Annotated in this window: 18 protein-coding genes; 11 read left to right on the top strand and 7 right to left on the bottom strand. The window is 60.7% G+C overall.

What is annotated here, in order from left to right; translation table 11 throughout:
• Positions 1-23 precede the first annotated feature (23 nt).
• The 10 genes from WB650_RS06900 to WB650_RS06945 all read left to right on the top strand — a co-directional run bounded on the left by WB650_RS06900 (position 24) and on the right by WB650_RS06945 (position 9,396).
• Complete coding sequence (locus WB650_RS06900; protein ID WP_422300944.1) at positions 24-380, top strand: DUF309 domain-containing protein; 357 nt, start codon at positions 24-26, stop codon at positions 378-380.
• Positions 380-979, top strand: a complete 600-nt coding sequence (gene yihA / locus WB650_RS06905) for a ribosome biogenesis GTP-binding protein YihA/YsxC (protein ID WP_422300945.1) — start codon at positions 380-382, stop codon at positions 977-979. The genes WB650_RS06900 and yihA overlap by 1 nt, the downstream gene beginning before the upstream one ends.
• The gene (locus tag WB650_RS06910; protein ID WP_422300946.1) at positions 976-1,650 is read left to right on the top strand and encodes a hypothetical protein; all 675 of its coding nucleotides are present in this window, start codon (positions 976-978) and stop codon (positions 1,648-1,650) included. Before yihA ends, WB650_RS06910 begins: the two co-directional genes overlap by 4 nt.
• A gap of 2 nt (positions 1,651-1,652) precedes the next feature.
• Complete coding sequence (locus tag WB650_RS06915) at positions 1,653-2,552, top strand: glycosyltransferase family 2 protein (RefSeq protein ID WP_422300947.1); 900 nt, start codon at positions 1,653-1,655, stop codon at positions 2,550-2,552.
• Positions 2,542-3,078: a hypothetical protein gene (locus tag WB650_RS06920; protein ID WP_422300948.1), complete on the top strand. Its 537-nt coding sequence runs from the start codon at positions 2,542-2,544 to the stop codon at positions 3,076-3,078. Before WB650_RS06915 ends, WB650_RS06920 begins: the two co-directional genes overlap by 11 nt.
• A 2-nt stretch (positions 3,079-3,080) precedes the next feature.
• Complete coding sequence (locus WB650_RS06925) at positions 3,081-4,175, top strand: SPL family radical SAM protein (RefSeq protein ID WP_422300949.1); 1,095 nt, start codon at positions 3,081-3,083, stop codon at positions 4,173-4,175.
• A gap of 9 nt (positions 4,176-4,184) precedes the next feature.
• Complete coding sequence (murI, locus tag WB650_RS06930) at positions 4,185-5,057, top strand: glutamate racemase (RefSeq protein ID WP_422300950.1); 873 nt, start codon at positions 4,185-4,187, stop codon at positions 5,055-5,057.
• 123 nt (positions 5,058-5,180) lie between these two features.
• On the top strand, positions 5,181-7,859 hold the full coding sequence (gene secA / locus WB650_RS06935; protein ID WP_423959925.1) for a preprotein translocase subunit SecA: 2,679 nt from the start codon (positions 5,181-5,183) through the stop codon (positions 7,857-7,859).
• 19 nt (positions 7,860-7,878) lie between these two features.
• Positions 7,879-9,075, top strand: a complete 1,197-nt coding sequence (argJ, locus tag WB650_RS06940) for a bifunctional glutamate N-acetyltransferase/amino-acid acetyltransferase ArgJ (RefSeq protein ID WP_423959926.1) — start codon at positions 7,879-7,881, stop codon at positions 9,073-9,075.
• Positions 9,076-9,090: 15 nt separating this feature from the next.
• Complete coding sequence (locus WB650_RS06945) at positions 9,091-9,396, top strand: Rieske (2Fe-2S) protein (protein WP_422303842.1); 306 nt, start codon at positions 9,091-9,093, stop codon at positions 9,394-9,396.
• A gap of 13 nt (positions 9,397-9,409) precedes the next feature.
• Here WB650_RS06945 and WB650_RS06950 read toward each other — a convergent pair whose 3' ends face one another.
• The 7 genes from WB650_RS06950 to WB650_RS06980 all read right to left on the bottom strand — a co-directional run bounded on the left by WB650_RS06950 (position 9,410) and on the right by WB650_RS06980 (position 16,200).
• Positions 9,410-10,132, bottom strand: a complete 723-nt coding sequence (locus WB650_RS06950) for a VIT1/CCC1 transporter family protein (RefSeq protein WP_423959928.1) — start codon at positions 10,130-10,132, stop codon at positions 9,410-9,412.
• Entirely contained in the window at positions 10,132-10,956 is an 825-nt protein-coding gene (locus WB650_RS06955) for a lipopolysaccharide kinase InaA family protein (protein WP_422303840.1), read from the bottom strand. Before WB650_RS06955 ends, WB650_RS06950 begins: the two co-directional genes overlap by 1 nt.
• A gap of 84 nt (positions 10,957-11,040) precedes the next feature.
• A complete protein-coding gene (locus tag WB650_RS06960) occupies positions 11,041-11,469 on the bottom strand; it encodes a cupredoxin domain-containing protein (RefSeq protein WP_422303839.1) in 429 nt (142 codons plus the stop codon).
• A gap of 51 nt (positions 11,470-11,520) precedes the next feature.
• The gene (locus WB650_RS06965; protein ID WP_423959931.1) at positions 11,521-12,540 is read right to left on the bottom strand and encodes a TIGR03617 family F420-dependent LLM class oxidoreductase; all 1,020 of its coding nucleotides are present in this window, start codon (positions 12,538-12,540) and stop codon (positions 11,521-11,523) included.
• Positions 12,541-12,616: 76 nt separating this feature from the next.
• Positions 12,617-13,432: a glycerophosphodiester phosphodiesterase gene (locus WB650_RS06970; protein WP_422303837.1), complete on the bottom strand. Its 816-nt coding sequence runs from the start codon at positions 13,430-13,432 to the stop codon at positions 12,617-12,619.
• Between the two features lie 95 nt (positions 13,433-13,527).
• Entirely contained in the window at positions 13,528-14,985 is a 1,458-nt protein-coding gene (locus WB650_RS06975) for a M23 family metallopeptidase (protein WP_422303836.1), read from the bottom strand.
• Positions 14,986-15,147: 162 nt separating this feature from the next.
• Positions 15,148-16,200, bottom strand: coding sequence for a S1/P1 nuclease (locus WB650_RS06980; RefSeq protein WP_423959933.1), 1,053 nt, complete (start codon positions 16,198-16,200; stop codon positions 15,148-15,150).
• 138 nt (positions 16,201-16,338) lie between these two features.
• Here WB650_RS06980 and ruvX point away from each other — a divergent pair, with 138 nt between their 5' ends.
• Entirely contained in the window at positions 16,339-16,773 is a 435-nt protein-coding gene (gene ruvX / locus WB650_RS06985) for a Holliday junction resolvase RuvX (RefSeq protein WP_422305680.1), read from the top strand.
• Positions 16,774-16,782: the final 9 nt, after the last annotated feature.

Consider the following 16,782-nt stretch of genomic DNA (forward strand, 5'->3'; position numbering starts at 1 on the left):
GTTGTCGCAGCTCGAGTCTCACGATGAACGAAATCGACGCGCAACTTGCCCTTGGCGTCGAGCTGTTCAACCGCGGCGAATTTTTCGAAGCCCACGAAGCGATGGAAGATGCGATGAACCTGCTCGATGACGACACCGCCGATTGGGATTTCTATCTCGGTCTGCTGCGCGCGTCGGTCGCGAATCACAAGCTCGGCGACGGCGAGCTCGCGAGTGCTCGATTGCATCTGCGCGCCGCGCTGAAATTCCTCGCGCCCTATCCCGACCGCCATCGCGGCATCAAGCTGCGCGAGTTTCGCAGCGCGCTGACGGCGGAACTGGCGCGCCTCGATTCTCAGCCATCAACGGTCACGCCGCCGCGCATCGAGCTCGCCGCCTGATGATTCCGTTCACCACAGAATTCGTCGCGTCGGCATTCACGCTCGACGGATGCCCGCGATGGAAACGCGCGGAAGTCGCACTCGCAGGCCGCTCGAACGTCGGCAAGAGCTCGTTGCTCAACGCGCTCGCCGGCGTCAAAGGCCTCGCGCGCACGAGCAAAACTCCCGGGCGAACGCGAGCGCTCAACTTTTTTTCAGTGAACGACACGCTCGCGCTATGCGACCTGCCCGGTTTCGGCTACGCGAAAATGAGCCACGAAGATGCCGCGAAAATCGCCTCGATGATGCAGGAGTACATCCATGACCGCACCAACCTCGCCGCGATTTCGATTCTGATCGATTGGCGCCGCGGCCCGCAGCAAGACGAACTCGATCTTGCCGCGATGGCCACAGAACGCGGCCTCGAAGTGATTCCCGTCGCAACCAAGTGCGACAAGCTGCGCCGTTCGGAGCGCGCTTCCGCACTCAAACGCTTCGATTCGATGGGCGAGCCGCCAATCTTTTGTTCAGCAACTTCCGGCGAGGGAATCGACGACCTGCGCCGCCGAATCCTCGCCGTCGATCGCGCTGACGCCGCGAAACGCGCGGAAGCACGATGACTCCCGAAGTCTCGACAACCTTCGACGAATGGCTGATGTGGGTCTTCGATCATCCGGTTGCAGAAGAAACCTCGGACGAGTGGTGGTGGCAGGAACCTGACTCAGACGAGGGAGGCAGATGGTTGGACCGGCCGCCGATGCAGGCGTTGACCTTCGTCACAAGATTGTTCGAAGACCCATTGGCGTATCTCTCGTGCTATAGCGATGCACAGATCGATCAGGGTCTTTGGTTCATTGTCGGCACCACCAATTCGAAGCACTTCGAGTGGATTGTTGACGGACGGGTCGACCTCGGGCTCCGAAAGCGCTGTATCCGATCGATTGAGACTCTTTCCAGCGCATTGTTCGCACCAAGGTGTTCAGACGAGATAATCCACGGCACGAAACCGCTCGACTCCATCTGCTACATGCTGTGGGATCTCGCGATGCATGGTGCTTACTCAAACGTCCGGGATCCTGAAATCGACAGGGAAGCCGTCAAAACGCTCGCGCGTATAATCGAAATACCGAGCTTCGCGTGTCAGCAATCGGCTCTGCATGGGCTCGGACATTTGGTGTACGACGCGCACCTAGGCTGCGACGTTATCCAAAAGTATCTGGAGGACCATCCAGACCTGCGCAGCGACATTCGCAAATACGCGGAGCAGGCACTCCAGGGCAAGGTCCAGTAGCGATGGTTGCGCAAGTCTCGGTGATCATCCCGACGTACAACCGACGCGCGATGCTCCGCGAGGCCATCGAATCCGTGCTCGCGCAATCGGTGCGGGAGTTCGAGTTGATCCTCATTGACGATGGATCGACTGATGGAACCGCGGAAGAGTTGACTCGGTTCGGCAGCGCGATCCGAGCCGAGCGCATCGATCACCGCGGTCCTGCGGCGGCGCGAAATCGTGGCGTCGCGCTGGCGCGCGCGCCGTTGATTGCATTTCTCGATTCCGATGATCTCTGGGAGCCGACCAAGCTCGAACGGCAGCTCGCGTTCATGCGCGAGAATCCGGGCTGCGCGATTTCGCAAACCGATGAAATCTGGATCCGCAACGGGCGCCGCGTGAATCCTGGCATGCGGCATCGCAAGCGCGCTGGCGACATTTTCATCGACTCGCTCCGCACCTGCCTCATCAGTATGTCCTGCACGATGATGCGCACCGATCTATTCCGCTCGCTCGGCGGCTTCGACGAAATCATGTTGGCCGCTGAAGACTACGATCTGTGGTTGCGAATTTTAATCGACCATGAAGCCGGACTGCTCGACGAGCCGTTGGTGACGCGCCGCGGTGGCCATCGCGATCAAACCTCCGCGACGACTCCCGCCATCGATCGCTTTCGCATTCTTGCGCTTACGAAATTGCTTATCGACGATCGGCTCTCTCCAATGCGCCGAGCTGCGGTGGTCGAAGTGCTCGCCGAGAAATGCCGCATCTACGCCGGCGGCCTCGCGCGACGAGGCAGAATCGATCAGGCTCGTTTCTACGAACATATCGCTGACCAGGCGCCAAACTGGCAGCCTGCCAAGATTGGTTGCGTTGTCATATCAATCAGATCGGCGCTTCACGAAATTCCACATGAATGCTGACGAGACCGACGCGCAGATTCGCGAGCTCGCGGCCGAGCGACGGCTCCCGCAGAGCCATCTCGATCGATGGCTCGCGATGGATCCTACGTCGCGCGACGCGATGCTCGACATCGCGCGCACTTTGCGGCTTCGCACCGGTCAGTTGGTGACCCTGCTCGACACGCTTGACGAGATCGCGGTGCGCGAGCACGTCACGGTCGCAACTATTCTCGAGCGGCAAGAAGTTCGGCGCGTTGCGAGCGGCTCGGGCTCGGCGCCGTCGCGCGCGAGCGCGCTGCTCGAGGCATTGCGAACGCTACGGTACCCTCTCCTAAAAAAAACACAGGACGATCTGTACGCAGAGGTCTCGGCGCTGAAGCTTCCGCGTGGAATTTCGATAGACTTGCCCAAAGACCTTGGCTCTGATGAGCTCACTGTTTCGATTCGGGCACGGAGCGGCGCCGACTTGGCGCATCTGCTCGACTCGCTTGATCGCTCACGCTCCGGACTGACGCGGATTATTGAAATGCTCGGCGGCAAGAAGTGAAAATGAAGTTCGACCTCGATGCGGTGTTTGTCGAAGACGGATGCGCCAACTCAGCACTGGCGACTCGCATCCTCTCTGCGATTCCGCGCAACGTGCCTGTGACGCATGTCGCCGATGCGCGCGAGGCGTCCCGGCCCGCATCCGGTGTGCGCGATCCGTTCGGCGCGGGCAAGCGCCGGCTCGTCATTTCGCGCCGCAAAACTCCTTTCCTGATGCCGTGTCCTGCCGGCTCTTCGAAGTTCGCGTGTTGCGGATATCTCGTGCTCACGCTCGCCTCGAACTGCCCGATGGATTGCTCGTACTGCTTCCTGCAGGAATATCTCGCCGACAATCCCGCGTTTCAGGTCTATGCGAACTACACCGAATCGTTCGATGAGCTCGACCGACTCTGCGCCAACGCACGCGGGCGGAGCTTTCGCGTCGGCACCGGTGAGCTGGCGGACTCGTTGGCATTCGATTCGCTCACCGGTATTAGCCGCGACCTGATCGAATTTTTTGCCGAGCGCGAAAATCTCACGCTCGAGCTCAAGACCAAGACCGACGAAATCGAAAATCTTCTCGACGTCGATCCGCGCGGACGCGTGCTGGTCTCGTGGACGTTGTCGCCCGATGCCGTCTATCGCAGCTCGGAGCATCTGACTGCGTCGCCGTCGGTGCGAATCGCGGCCGCGCGCGCAGTGCTCGACGCCGGCTACCGCGTCGCGTTCCACTTCGATCCGCTGATCGCATATCCCGATGCCGAGCGCGACTGCATTCTGCTGATCGACGAGCTGCTCGACGTTATCCCGCCCAAACAAATCTCGTTCATCAGCATGGGCGGTCTCCGGATGACTCCGCGATTGCGCAGCGCCGCACGCAGCCGGTTTCCGAACGATCCGATGCTCTGCGGTGAGGACGTGCTCGCGTCAGACGGCCGCTTCCGGACCTTCACGCCGTTGCGCTTGAGTCTTTTTCGCACGCTTGCCGATCGTTTCAAAAAAGCCGGCGCCGAAATTCCTGCCTACCTGTGCATGGAACCGGCCAGCGTTCACGAACACGTCTTTGGCGCGGTGCCTGCGCGACCGGCTACAATCGGCGAGCGCCTCGCGCGCGCTTAAGACCGGAAGATGCCGACACGCAAAAAATCTCTCGCACGCCCGAGTTCGATCGCGACATCGAACGGAAATCTGCGTGGCGCGCGCGCTGCGATCGACCGGCCCATCGGCGTGTTCGATTCCGGCATCGGCGGACTCACCGTGCTGAAAGCGCTGACCGCGGCGTTGCCGACCGAGGACTTCATCTACCTCGGAGACACCGCGCGCCTTCCCTATGGCACCAAGTCGAACGAGGTCATCGTCCGTTACTCGAAGGAGAACACCGGCTTTTTACTGGCCAAGGGAATCAAAATGCTGGTGGTCGCCTGCAACACCTCGAGCGCGGTCGCACTCGATGCAATCGCATCTGAAACGATGGTGCCTGTCATCGGCGTGATCGAGCCGGGCGCGCGCGCGGCGGCCAAGGCCTCGCGTATCGGCAAGATTGGCGTGATCGGCACCGAAGCGACGATTGCGTCGGGCGCATACACGCGTGCGATTCAGCGGCTCAGCCCGCGCGCGGAAATCTACACGCGCGCATGCCCGCTGCTGGTGCCGCTGGCCGAGGAAGGATGGACCGACAACGCGGTCGCTGAGCTGACCGTCGCGCACTATCTCGAAAGTCTGAAGCAGAGCGGCATCGATACGTTGCTGCTCGGCTGCACGCACTATCCGCTGCTGCGCGAAATGTTCGCGCGAATTCTCGGGCCGCGCGTGAAGATCGTCGACTCCGCGACTGCGACCGCCGCCGACGTGCGCGATCGGCTGCGGACGCTCAAGCTCGCGCGCCGCGGCCATGACGGCAGCCAGAGTTTCTTCGTCACCGAGACTCCCGATCGCTTCGTTCGCGTCGGCCGCAGGTTTCTTGGCCCCCAGGTTGAGAGCGCCGTCCGAATCGAGCGGTAGCCAAAAGGCTCTCTGCTGACACCCGATTTCGCGATAGGATGATTTCAGTAAAAAAGCTAAAGTCGCGAATCGTACCGCGCCCGAATCTAACTTCAAACTCCATGGTTAAATTGCTCATATAAGATGGCTTCAGCTTTTTCCCTCGTAGCGCGAAAAATCTTCGGCTCGAAGAACGAACGCGAAATCAAGCGGCTCCGTCCCGACGTCGACGAGATCAACCGGCTCGAACCCGAGATCTCGGCGCTGAGCGACGACGAGTTGCGCGCCAAAATCGTCGAATGGAAAGCGAAGATCAGCGCGATCGAGGATCGCGAGGAACGCGAAGAGGCGATGCTCGAAATCCTGCCGCAGGTCTTCGCCGTCGTGCGCGAGGCCGCCAAGCGGACTATCGGCCAGCGCCATTTCGACGTGCAGCTCATCGGCGGCATGATTCTCCACCAGGGGCGAATCGCCGAAATGAAAACCGGAGAGGGCAAGACTCTCGTCGCGACTCTGCCCGCCGTGCTCAACGCTCTGTCGGGACGCGGGGTGCACGTCGTCACCGTCAACGACTACCTGGCGCGGCGCGATTCCGAATGGATGGGTCGCATTTACGGGTTTCTCGGCCTGACGGTCGGCGTGGTCGTGCACGGACTGACCGACCAGGAACGCAAGGTCGCGTATCGCGCCGATATCACCTACGGCCAGAACAACGAGTTCGGCTTCGACTACCTGCGCGACAACATGAAGTTCAACATCGAGGACTACGTCCAGCGCGAACACAACTTCGCGATCGTGGACGAAGTCGACTCGATTCTGATCGACGAGGCGCGCACGCCGCTGATTATTTCCGGCGCGTCTGAAGAGTCTACCGATACATATTATGTCGTAGACCGCGTCATCCCGCGCCTCAAACCCGAAGAGCACTACACCATCGACGAGAAGATGCGCACCGTCTCGCTCACCGAGGAAGGCGTGACGCGCGTCGAGCAACTGCTTGGTGTCGAGAATCTCTACGATCCGCGCAACATCCTGCTGCTGCATCACGCGAACCAGGGGCTTCGCGCGCACACGCTCTTCAAGCGCGACGTCGATTACGTCGTCAAAGACGGCGAGGTGATTATCGTTGATGAATTCACCGGGCGGCTGATGCCGGGACGGCGATGGAGCGACGGGCTGCATCAGGCGGTCGAGGCGAAAGAGAACGTCAAGATCGAGTCGGAGAACCAGACGCTCGCGACCATCACCTTTCAGAATTACTTCCGCATGTACAAGAAGCTGTCGGGGATGACCGGCACGGCCGACACGGAGTCGGTCGAGTTCAAGGAAATTTATAATCTCGACGTGGTCGTGATTCCGACCAACCAGCCGATGATCCGCATCGACAATCACGACGTCGTTTACAAAACTGAAGACGAAAAATTCGACGCCGTCATCCAGGAAATCCAGGACTGCCATGAGCGCGGCCAGCCGGTGCTGGTCGGCACGGTCTCGATAGAAAAATCCGAGCGCGTCGCCGAGAAACTGAAAAAGACCAGCGTCAAGCATTACGTGCTGAACGCGAAGAATCATGAGCGCGAAGCGGAATTCGTCGCGCAGGCCGGGCGCTTCGGCGCCGTCACGATTTCGACCAACATGGCCGGCCGCGGCACCGACATCGTGCTCGGCGGCAATCCCGAATTCATGGCGGCGGCTGAAACTGGAACCAAGGACCCGGCCGATCCGAATTTTCAGGCAGCGCTCGAGAAGTACGTCGAGCAGTGCAAAGGCGAGCGCGAGAAAGTGCTCGAGGCCGGCGGCCTGCACATCCTCGGCACCGAGCGTCACGAGTCGCGGCGAATCGACAACCAGCTCCGCGGCCGTTCGGGACGCCAGGGCGATCCCGGTTCCTCGCGATTTTACATGTCGCTCGAGGATGACCTGCTCCGCATCTTCGGCGCCGATCGGCTCAAGGGCCTGATGGGCCGAATCGGAATGGAAGACAACGAGCCCATCGAGCATCGGTGGATTTCGCGCGCGATCGAAAACGCGCAGAAGAAAGTCGAGTCGCACAACTTCGATATCCGAAAGCATCTGCTCGAATACGACGACGTCATGAACAAGCAGCGCGAAGTGGTGTACCATCGCCGGCGCGAACTGCTTAGCGGCGCGTCGCTCAAGGATGACGTGCTCGACATGTGCGACGCGCTGATCGAGGAAATCGCCGGCGCACACGGGAATAACGAAATCGATCCCGCGGAATGGGACTGGAAGGCGATCGACGACGCGTTCTTCAAGCAGTTCAAGTTCCGACCAGGCTTCAACGCGCAGACCGAAATCGAGGGCAAACCGATCCACGGTTCGGACGATCTGATCGAGATCGCTGAAGCGCGGGTGCGTCAGCTCTATGATCAGCGCGAAGCCGAATTCACCGAGCCTGTGATGCGGCAGATCGAAAAGATCGTGATGCTGCAGACGCTGGACGCGTTGTGGAAAGACCATTTGCTCGCGATGGATCACCTCAAGGAAGGAATTGGGCTGCGCGGCTACGCGCAGGTGAATCCGCTGGTCGAATACCAGAAAGAAGGATTCACGATGTTCGAGGCGCTGATGGCGGTGATGCAGCAGGACGTGGTCGAGAAAGTTTTTTCAGTCCAGGTGCAGCGTCAGCAGGACGTCGAGCAGATTCAGCAGCCGAAGCCGCAACGGGTCGTGATGAGCCACGGCGGCGAGACCGAGGCTCAAGCGGCAGCGCCGGCCAAGCGCGAAGAAAATAAAGTCGGACGCAACGATCCATGCCCCTGCGGCTCGGGCAAGAAATACAAACGCTGCCACGGCAAGTGACGCAGCGATCCACATCTAGATGAAAGTTGCTCTCGAGCCGGCCGCCGTGCGCGGATTTCGATTCGCCGGCGTTAGCGCGGGACTGAAGACCAAGGCAGGCGCGCTTGACTTGGGCATCATCGCCGCCGATCGTCCGGCCTCGGCAGCCGCAGTGTTCAGCGCCAATCGGGTGAAAGCGGCGCCGGTCTACGTGACCGCGGACCGCGTCAAATCGGGGCGTCTGCAAGCAGTCGTCGCGAACTCCGGATGCGCCAACAGCTTCACTGGCAAAGAGGGAATGAAACTCGCGCGCGATTCATGCACCCACGTCGCGGGACTTCTCGGATGCGCGCCGGAACTCGTCGTGCCGTCGTCGACCGGGGTGATTGGTCATCTCTACGACTTCGAGAAATTTAAAAATGGCGCCGCCGATGCCGTACGATCGCTGCGCGACGACGGGCTCTCTGACTTTGCACATGCGATCATGACGACCGACACGCGTCCCAAGACCGCGTCGACAACGTTCAAGGCGGGAGGCGCGACGATCAAGCTCGCCGGTGCGGTGAAAGGCGTGGGAATGATCTCGCCGAAGATGGCGACGATGCTCGGCTATCTCGTGACCGACGCGATGATCGCTCCCACTATCCTGAAAAAATCGATCAAGGCGGCGCTGCCGACCAGCTTCAATGCGATCACCGTTGACGGTGACATGTCGACCAATGACACGGTGATAATCATGGCGAGTGGCGCTGCGGAGAATCGCGCGTTCGGTGCGCGCGATCAGGCGGTGTTCGATCGCGCAGTCGAGGACGTCTCGGCGGCGCTCGCGCGCGAACTCGTGCGCGACGGCGAAGGTGCGACCAAGCTGGTCACCGTCGAGGTGCGCGGCGCTCGCACTCCTGCCGACGCCGAGCGCGCGGCACGGCAAATCGCTAACTCGCCGCTGGTCAAGACCGCGTTCTTCGGATGCGATCCGAATGTCGGCCGCATCCTGATGGCCGCCGGATCGTCCGGCGCGTACGTCGAATCCGACAAGCTGGTACTGTGGATCGGCGGAGTGAAAGTCGCCGCGCAAGGGCGGTTGCTGACGGATGCGCTCGCGGAAGCGGGCACTGCGATGAAGGCGCGCGAATTCGGAGTGCGGCTCGATCTGCGATTGGGAAAATCGACCGCGACTATTTTGACTTGCGACCTGAGTTACGATTACGTGCGAATCAACGCGGAGTATACGACCTGATCGGAGGAAATCCGGATGGCAAGTTTCGTCAAAGTTGCGAAGGTTGCGGACGTGCCAGAAGGCAGCGGCAAACTGGTCGAGGCCGGCGGCAAACAAATCGCGTTGTTCAACGCGGGCGGCAAGTTCTTCGCGATCGACAACACCTGCAAGCATCGCGGCGGTCCATTGGCCGAGGGCGAACTGGACGGCACCACCATCGTCTGCCCGTGGCACGGATGGGAGTACGACATAACGACCGGCGCCAACCTCGACGACGCGAGCGTCAAGCTCGGATGCTACGCGGTGAAGGCCGAGGGCGACGACATCCTCGTCGAAGCGTAACGCCCGGGTTGATTCATCGCGCGGCAAACATACGGCCTGCGGCGTAAGTCGCGCCCGCGGCTGCGATTCCCACGAACATGCTTTCCAGTCCGCTGCGCCACCACGAGCGACTGGTGATGATCGTTTTCAACGCGCCGACCGCGAACAGCACAACGACGGTTGAGATAACGGACACGCGCAGGCCCTGCGCGGGCTCGAAAAAGATGTAGGCCCAGACTGGCACTGCCGCGCCCGCGAGATATGACAGGCCGACGGCGAACGCGGAGCGGAGAGGGCTGTCGAAGGATTCTTCGTTGAAGCCCAACTCCTCGCGCATCATCACGTTGCTCCAGCGCGCGGGGTCCGCCGTGATGTGCGCGACGATCTGATCGAGCAGCGGCCCGGTGAAACCCTTGTTCCGATAGATGGTGCTGATCTCTTCGCGCTCGCGGTCCGGCCATCGGCGGATTTCCTCGCGCTCACGTTCTATTTCGCTTTGATAAAATTCAATCTGCGAGCGCGCCGAGATGTAGGCCGCGAGTCCCATCGCGACCGCGCCGCCAAGCATCTCGGAGAGTCCCGCCATCATCGCGGCGTTGCCGGTAGCGAATGCAGCTGCGACGCCCGACGTGACCGCGAACGAGGCGACCAGTCCGTCGTTCAGCCCGAGCATCACGTCGCGCACCCAGCTTCCGCCGGCGGCGTGCACCTGCTCGGTGTGATGGTCGTACTCGCGCATGCGGATCGAGAAAGGCACTAGCGCGTTCCTCCGGCGAGCGGAGCGACGACGCGTTCGGTGGCCGGCACGTTGCTGCGCTTGCGGCGATCGATTGCCTCGCGCGCAGTTTTCACTTCAGCGACAATCTTGCGCGCGGCAGCACGGTTGGGGCGATGTCCCAGGTAAGAATAAAGAAAATCGAGCCGCGCTGCGCGACAGAGAAAGCGCCCGATGCTGCGATCGAGATGCACCAGGTTCGTCATTCTGCGTTTCCACGAGACGTTGGCGGCGCGGCGGAAATCCTCGAGGTCGATAAAGTACACGTTGAAGCCGCCGTGCGCGTTATCTTCGACCATGATGTTGGTCTCTTGCAGATCGCGCGTGTAAAGCCCGGACTCGTGCAGGCGCCGGATTTGCGCCGCGACCGTATCCGAGATTTGTTTGCGGCGATGCACGTTGCGTCCTTTGATTTCCCCGGGCCCGAGCATAAAGCGGCTCAACGAGTCGGCGTTGACGAGTGCGCGGCTGACGAGATACGACGCGCGAATCGCGCCCGCCCGGTACAAGTTCATTGCTGCGAGCGGTTCCGGATGCGCGAGGCCGTGTGCCTTCAGCATCGCCGCGCCGGCGAGTGAACGCGCGGCGCGAGATCCGCGGATTCGCTCGAACACGCCGCGGCTCCAGGAGGAAACCTCGACCCGTTTTATGAACGCGGGATCGGCGCCGGACACGTCGAGGAAACCTGCGCGCGTCCGCGCCTCGGATTTGAGCACGCGAAAGTTCGGCGACGCCATCAACTCATCGGCACGCTCGACGACTTCGCGCCAATCCGGCGAGCGCGCATAGAGGACTACCTTGCGCATGCGCGATCAAGCCTAGCCCTTTCGGGCACCGTTGGCATCGAGGAGCGCGGGCGAGGCGCCGTCAATCTCTATCGCCTTCGCCCCCTACTTCTTCGGTTCGACGATCAGCGAGCCGCCGATGTGCGCGGGATGCAACTGACAGAAATACTGGAAAACCCCCGCCTTGTCGGCGACGAACGTGACCGTCTTCGGCTCGTCACGCGTCACCACTTCCGTGATGTTGTATGCGGGAATCGTGAAGCCGTGCTTATTGTCCGCGCCCGGTACCAGATTCTTGAGCGTCAGCTTTACCTTGTCGCCCTGCTCGACCGCGATTACGCTGGGCAGCCAGATCTTCGCACCATCCGCTTCGATCGATACGAGCGTGAAGCTCCTGGTACCGGGTTCCTCCATCGCGGGAGCGGGGGCCGCGGGCGCCGCGCCCTGAGCCATCGCGATTCGGTTCGCGGCCGAAATCATCAACGAAGCCACGACCGCAATCGCGGCCATCGTTTTCAACATTGCCTTGGTCATCGGAAGTTTTCTCCTTGTTAGCGGAACAATGTATCACGACAATGGCGCAACTCAGCCATTAAAGCGCTTCGCAAGTTTTGCCCACTCGGCGTCGTCGGTCCCGGCGCGATATGGGATATAAAACGCGACCCGATCGAGCAGGCCGTCATAGCGCTGCTTCACCTTGTCCGCGATATCGTCGAAGGTGCCCGAGACCGTGTACACATCGAGCATCTCGTCGGTGATTTCTTTCGCCATCGCGACCCACTCGCCCTTGGCCGCCTTCTCGTTGAGCCGCTGCGCGACGTCGCCCCATCCATGCATGTCGAGCACGATCTTGTAAGTCCGCGTCGAGGCGTAAAACGAGATCTGTTGCCGGACTGCTTCGCGCGTCTTTTCGATTTCGTCCTGATTTTTGCCGACGATCACGAACGCGGTCGATTGGATTTCGAAATCCTTGCGCGCGCGCCCGGCCTTCTGAAGACCTTTCTCGACGTTCGGCAGCACGTACTCGCGCAGGTACTTGGGAGAGTTGAACGGATGTGCGTGCAGCCCTTCGCACAGCTCGCCGGCGAGCCGGATGATATGTTCGTTGACGCCCGCGATATGAATCGGCACGTTGGGGAAGTTGTGCCGGGCGGGCGTGAAGAACGGCGTCATCAGCGAGAAGTTGTAGTACTTGCCCTGGAACGAAAGCTTCGCGCCGCCTTCCGACCAGCATTTGAAAATCGCGCGTAGCGACTGCAGGTACTCGCGCAGGCGCGGCACCGGCGCTTCCCATTTCGTGCTGTAGCGGCGCTCGATGTGGCCCTTAACCTGCGTGCCGAGCCCGAGGATGAAGCGGCCTTCGGAGAGTCCCGCGAGATCCCACGCGGTCGCAGCGGTAATCATCGGGCTGCGCGGAAACGCGATGGCGACCGACGTCCCCATTTTGATTCGTTTCGTGTGCTCGGCTATCAGCGCTGCCGGGAGAAAGCCGTCGTTGCCAGCCTCGGGAATCCAGATCGCATCGAAGCCTGCAGCCTCTGCGGCACGGGCGGCAGCGGGAACATCGCGCAAATTGCGGGTCGAGAGACCGGTGTCGAGCTTCATAGTTTTCGCTCCCCTGTTGATTGTTGGACGAGCGGGCGGAATCGTAACAAAGACCGCGCCAAACTGAAAAGACCGGTCAGCGCTGTGCGGGTGCGCGTTCGTGAACGACTTCGAGTGCGCGTTCCGGGTAGTCGCTGATCAATCCGTCGACGCCCATGTCGAGCAGTTGCGACATCTCGGCTTCTTCGTTCACCGTCCAGACGTGCATTTCGACTCCGAGGCTGTGCGCGAATTCGACACTCTGGCGCGTGACCAGCTCCCAGTTCTCGTAGAAGTGCGAGATTTGGACCGCGTCGGCGGGCGGGCGATAGTTGGCGTCGCGGGTGCCCATCGCCTGAATGAACAGACCCGATTCGAGGTAGGAAAAGTTGGTCGGAATTTCGGGCGCCAGCTTACGAATCTCGTCGAGCGGCTCCTGATGCTCACTGGCGACGAGGACACTACGGCGAATCCCAGCGCGATCGATCAGTTCGAGCATCGGCGCCACGACACTCGGCGCGATTTGTTTGACCTCGACGATCATCCGCAGTTTCGGAAACGCCTCGAGCACCTCGGCCAGCCGCGGCACCCTAATTCCCTTGTCCCTGAAGGGAAACGTCGCGCCGTCCAGCGTGAACATCCGGCCCGCGTCGGCAGCCGCAAGCTCGGCGTGCGTCATCTCGGCGATCTTGCGATCAAGCCCGCACATCCGCGCGAGATGATTGTCGTGAGCCACGACGACCTCGCCGTCGCGGGTCATATGGATGTCGAATTCGAGATACTGGACGCCGCTCGCTACCGCGCCACGAAATGATTCGAGCGTATTTTCAGGATGCGTCCCGGCGGCACCGCGATGCCCAAAGACGCGCGGCGGCGCAGGGGTGAAGAAATCAGTATTGAGATGCTCGTGCATGACAGGTGCAGCGGATCGCAATCTCAGCAGTAGCGGGGAAAACTCGAACTGGCAATGGCGAGAAACAATGAAGCGAAAACGGTAGGACGTTCAGATCAGAGCGCGCCGTCGGTGCTGTAATGGTCGCTCGAGACTCTCGGCTCGTGTAGGTGCTTCCTCTTTCCCACGCTGCGATCGATCGTCACATGGTACAAGTCGCCGAATTTCGAGATTGCCGGCTTGCGCTCTTCGCTGGCGACGAAATGGCTGCCCAGGTCAGGCAACTCCGCCAGCGCTGACTGGTACTGATCCTTGATTTCGTCGAAGATCGCTTTCATCCGGGGCGATACTTGGTGATTCTCGCCAAGCTGTTCAGTCAGAGGATTGACCCAGACTCCGTCTTTTTCCATTCCAAAGTGCAAATGCGGCCCGGTCGAGAGACCGGTCGAACCGACGTTTCCAATAAACTGCCCCATCCGAACGGAAGTGCCTGGCTTCACGTCGGGACTAATCTTCGACAGATGACCATACATACTGACGAGCTGATGCTCATGCTGGATGCGAATGCAGTTGCCGAGTTCGCCCGCCCATCCCGCGCTTATGACGGTCCCGTCGGCCACTGATTTGACCGGCTCGCCGTACTTGGCGACCAGATCGACACCGAAATGCGGGCGATACTCGTGCAGGATCGGATGCCATCGATGGAACGTGAAGCCCGAAGAAATGTACTGAAAACTGAGCGGGAATCGCAGCGATTGCGGACCGAGCGCGTGCCCTTGTTCGTCATATAGATGAGGGCGGCCGTGCTCGTCGCTGAATGAAATCGCGGTCAGTGTGCGACTGCCAAAGCGGATTTGCGCCGCCTGCACTCCGCCAACCAGGGTGTAGGAGCCGTCGCGGCTGACCTTCTCCTGGTAAATCAGCTTGACCGCAGAGCCGGGTGCGAGCCGGTTGAGATCGTGACGACCCGAGAATGCGTCCTGCAATGATTCGACGATCGGCTTCGGAATACCATGCTCAGCCGCGCCGCGCTGGAAGCTGTCCTTGACCGCGAACGTCAGCATTACAGGGCGAATGTAATAATCGATGGGCCGAATGGCGGCCTTGAGCACGCCCGCGCCGAGGCTGGCCCCGATGACGGTGTTGTTCTGGTCGAGATCATACTTGAAGCCGCGCATCTCGCCGGTTTCGGGATCCTTATACAGCGTCAGCGGGTGCCCGCTGTGGAAATACCGGTTCGAGGTAATCCGCTGGATGTACGATGCCCACTGATGCGCGTCGTCAGCGTCCATCCCTGATTCGCGAAGGTAGCTTTCGATAGGCGCGGTGCGGTCGAGCATCGTGCTGATGGTGATCGATGGAGGCGCGGGCTGAGCAGACTCCGACTGCTCGACTACCTCGGGAACGTCCCTTCCGGCGTCCATCTGGTAGCTGAGTGAGTCGATCGGAGAGGGAAAAGTCTGCGGATTTGCTTGGAAAAACAGAAACAGCGCGGTGGTCGTCGCGATCAAAGCAACGACCATCCCGGTCAACGCGCGTGGATATCCCGCGAAGCTTCTCCCCCGAGCTGCCATCACGACCGAAGCTAGGTGATTCGGCTATCCAACGCAACCCTTGCGTGTCATTTGTGTGCTGTTCCGGTTACTGCAGCGACCGGAATTCACGCATAACTGGTTTCAAACGGTACAAATTGACCACGACCGCGAAGTGGCGTCGCAGTATGAGGACAGGGGTGACTAAGGACAGTTGCGAGCCGCTCGATAACCATTCTGCTCAGCGGTTTCGCGGCTCTGGAAGACGACGCGATTCGCCGGCGCCATCCGGTCGTAGCTGCCGCATCCGGGCCACGCGTAAATTTTACTGCGACGATTGCCGACAAAAACGATTTGGCTGTCGACGGTCGTCGCTGAAGGAACTTCCGCGGGAGCTGAATTTCCCGTCGCATGCGTCGGCGCAGCCGGCTGCGTCCAGATTTCATTCAACAGGCTCGCAAGCCTGAAGCCAGCTTTGGCGAGCTGATGACCGGCGAGAGTGTCGGCATGTTCGAGGTAGGAAGAGTCCAATTCGATGGGATGCCCGGCGGGATTGACGCAAACATTGGCGGTCGGCTGGCATGGTTCGAGCGGAATTTGCAAAGCGCCGTAAATGTCTGTACGCGCGACCTGATTCGATTCCCACGCGATATCATCGGGGGCAATCCACGAATCGGCGCCCTTCTCAGCCGCATAGATCTGTTCCAACTTGTGGGCCGTCGTCTCGGGCCTTCCGGAGTCGATGGAGTATTCGAGACGGCGCACGACGGTGGTGTCCCAAGTCGCGTGAAGATTGGTTTCTCGCGAGTGCGAATCGACCGGGACGCAATTTCCACCACGGTCCGCGTCGTTGGCCGCGTGCAGCGGTTGATGGATGTCGCCGACGAAATGGATCAGGAACGCAAGATCACCCTTCGCACCCCAGTGGTCGTATCGGATCTCTTTCAGGCGCTTGGAGTATTCGTCGATTTTCCCTGTCACGCATTTTCCCTCGGGGCATCGCGCCGCAACGTCCGCTCGATGGTCCTGCAAACAAATGTCGATGAAGTGCCATGGCGCCGTCGATTTATCTTCCTCGCGAAACTCGGTGTCCGGAAGGATCGAAGCCGCCTCCATAGCATATGCGATTGCTCTTTTGTCCGCCGCCGACGCACCGAGGATTTCTGCCACCTGGCTCGATGCCGCTGGTGTCAGATTGTTGGCCGCAATCACCGCGACGATTTTGTGCCCATCGTCACCCCACCCCCACGCCGCCACTGGACAGAGAAGGAGTGCGAAAGTGACATTCGCGATGCGAAGCGCTCCAGAACGCATGCGGAATCTATAGCATCAACCGTTGTGAAAATTGTTACTGTCGAAGGCAGCCACTGAGAATCTCCATGAACGGTCAAATCGATGCCAATCGCCGCGCTTGATCTCGGGCGACGACGCATCGGGGTAGCTGTTACGGATGCGGCTTCTATGGGGGCGTATCCGGTGGGTATCGTCGAGCGGCGGGCGCTCAGGCATGACCTCGACGCGATTGCCGCGATGCTGCGCGATCGTCAGGTCAGCACGATCGTCGTGGGCCTTCCGCTCAACATGGATGGCAGCGAAGGTCCGGCGGCTCACTCAGCGCGGAAGTTTGTCGAACGGTTGCGCGAAGTGCTGGCGGTCGACGTCGAGATGTTCGATGAGCGGCTGACCAGCTTCGAAGCGCGGGAGCGTCTGGCGGACCTGCCGGCGCGCAAAGGTGCGCGCAAAACCGGGCTCGACGCACTCGCGGCCGTCGTCATCCTCGAAGGCTGGATGCAGGCGCATCCTGAAAAAATCGCGCGCCCGAGCAGTTAATGAAAAATC

This window comes from Binatus sp. (SeqCode) (genome assembly GCF_049584895.1).
GTDB lineage: Bacteria > Desulfobacterota > Binatia > Binatales > Binataceae > Binatus.

Coding starts and splice junctions, on each gene's coding strand:
- ruvX (WP_422305680.1), top strand. CDS start 16,339: ATGCCAATCGCCGCGCTTGATCTCGGGCGACGACGCATCGGGGTAGCT.
- secA (WP_423959925.1), top strand. CDS start 5,181: ATGGCTTCAGCTTTTTCCCTCGTAGCGCGAAAAATCTTCGGCTCGAAG.
- murI (WP_422300950.1), top strand. CDS start 4,185: ATGCCGACACGCAAAAAATCTCTCGCACGCCCGAGTTCGATCGCGACA.
- WB650_RS06970 (WP_422303837.1), bottom strand. CDS start 13,432: ATGCACGAGCATCTCAATACTGATTTCTTCACCCCTGCGCCGCCGCGC.
- WB650_RS06960 (WP_422303839.1), bottom strand. CDS start 11,469: ATGACCAAGGCAATGTTGAAAACGATGGCCGCGATTGCGGTCGTGGCT.
- WB650_RS06955 (WP_422303840.1), bottom strand. CDS start 10,956: ATGCGCAAGGTAGTCCTCTATGCGCGCTCGCCGGATTGGCGCGAAGTC.
- WB650_RS06920 (WP_422300948.1), top strand. CDS start 2,542: ATGAATGCTGACGAGACCGACGCGCAGATTCGCGAGCTCGCGGCCGAG.
- WB650_RS06915 (WP_422300947.1), top strand. CDS start 1,653: ATGGTTGCGCAAGTCTCGGTGATCATCCCGACGTACAACCGACGCGCG.
- argJ (WP_423959926.1), top strand. CDS start 7,879: ATGAAAGTTGCTCTCGAGCCGGCCGCCGTGCGCGGATTTCGATTCGCC.
- yihA (WP_422300945.1), top strand. CDS start 380: ATGATTCCGTTCACCACAGAATTCGTCGCGTCGGCATTCACGCTCGAC.
- WB650_RS06925 (WP_422300949.1), top strand. CDS start 3,081: ATGAAGTTCGACCTCGATGCGGTGTTTGTCGAAGACGGATGCGCCAAC.
- WB650_RS06945 (WP_422303842.1), top strand. CDS start 9,091: ATGGCAAGTTTCGTCAAAGTTGCGAAGGTTGCGGACGTGCCAGAAGGC.
- WB650_RS06965 (WP_423959931.1), bottom strand. CDS start 12,540: ATGAAGCTCGACACCGGTCTCTCGACCCGCAATTTGCGCGATGTTCCC.
- WB650_RS06900 (WP_422300944.1), top strand. CDS start 24: ATGAACGAAATCGACGCGCAACTTGCCCTTGGCGTCGAGCTGTTCAAC.
- WB650_RS06910 (WP_422300946.1), top strand. CDS start 976: ATGACTCCCGAAGTCTCGACAACCTTCGACGAATGGCTGATGTGGGTC.
- WB650_RS06975 (WP_422303836.1), bottom strand. CDS start 14,985: ATGGCAGCTCGGGGGAGAAGCTTCGCGGGATATCCACGCGCGTTGACC.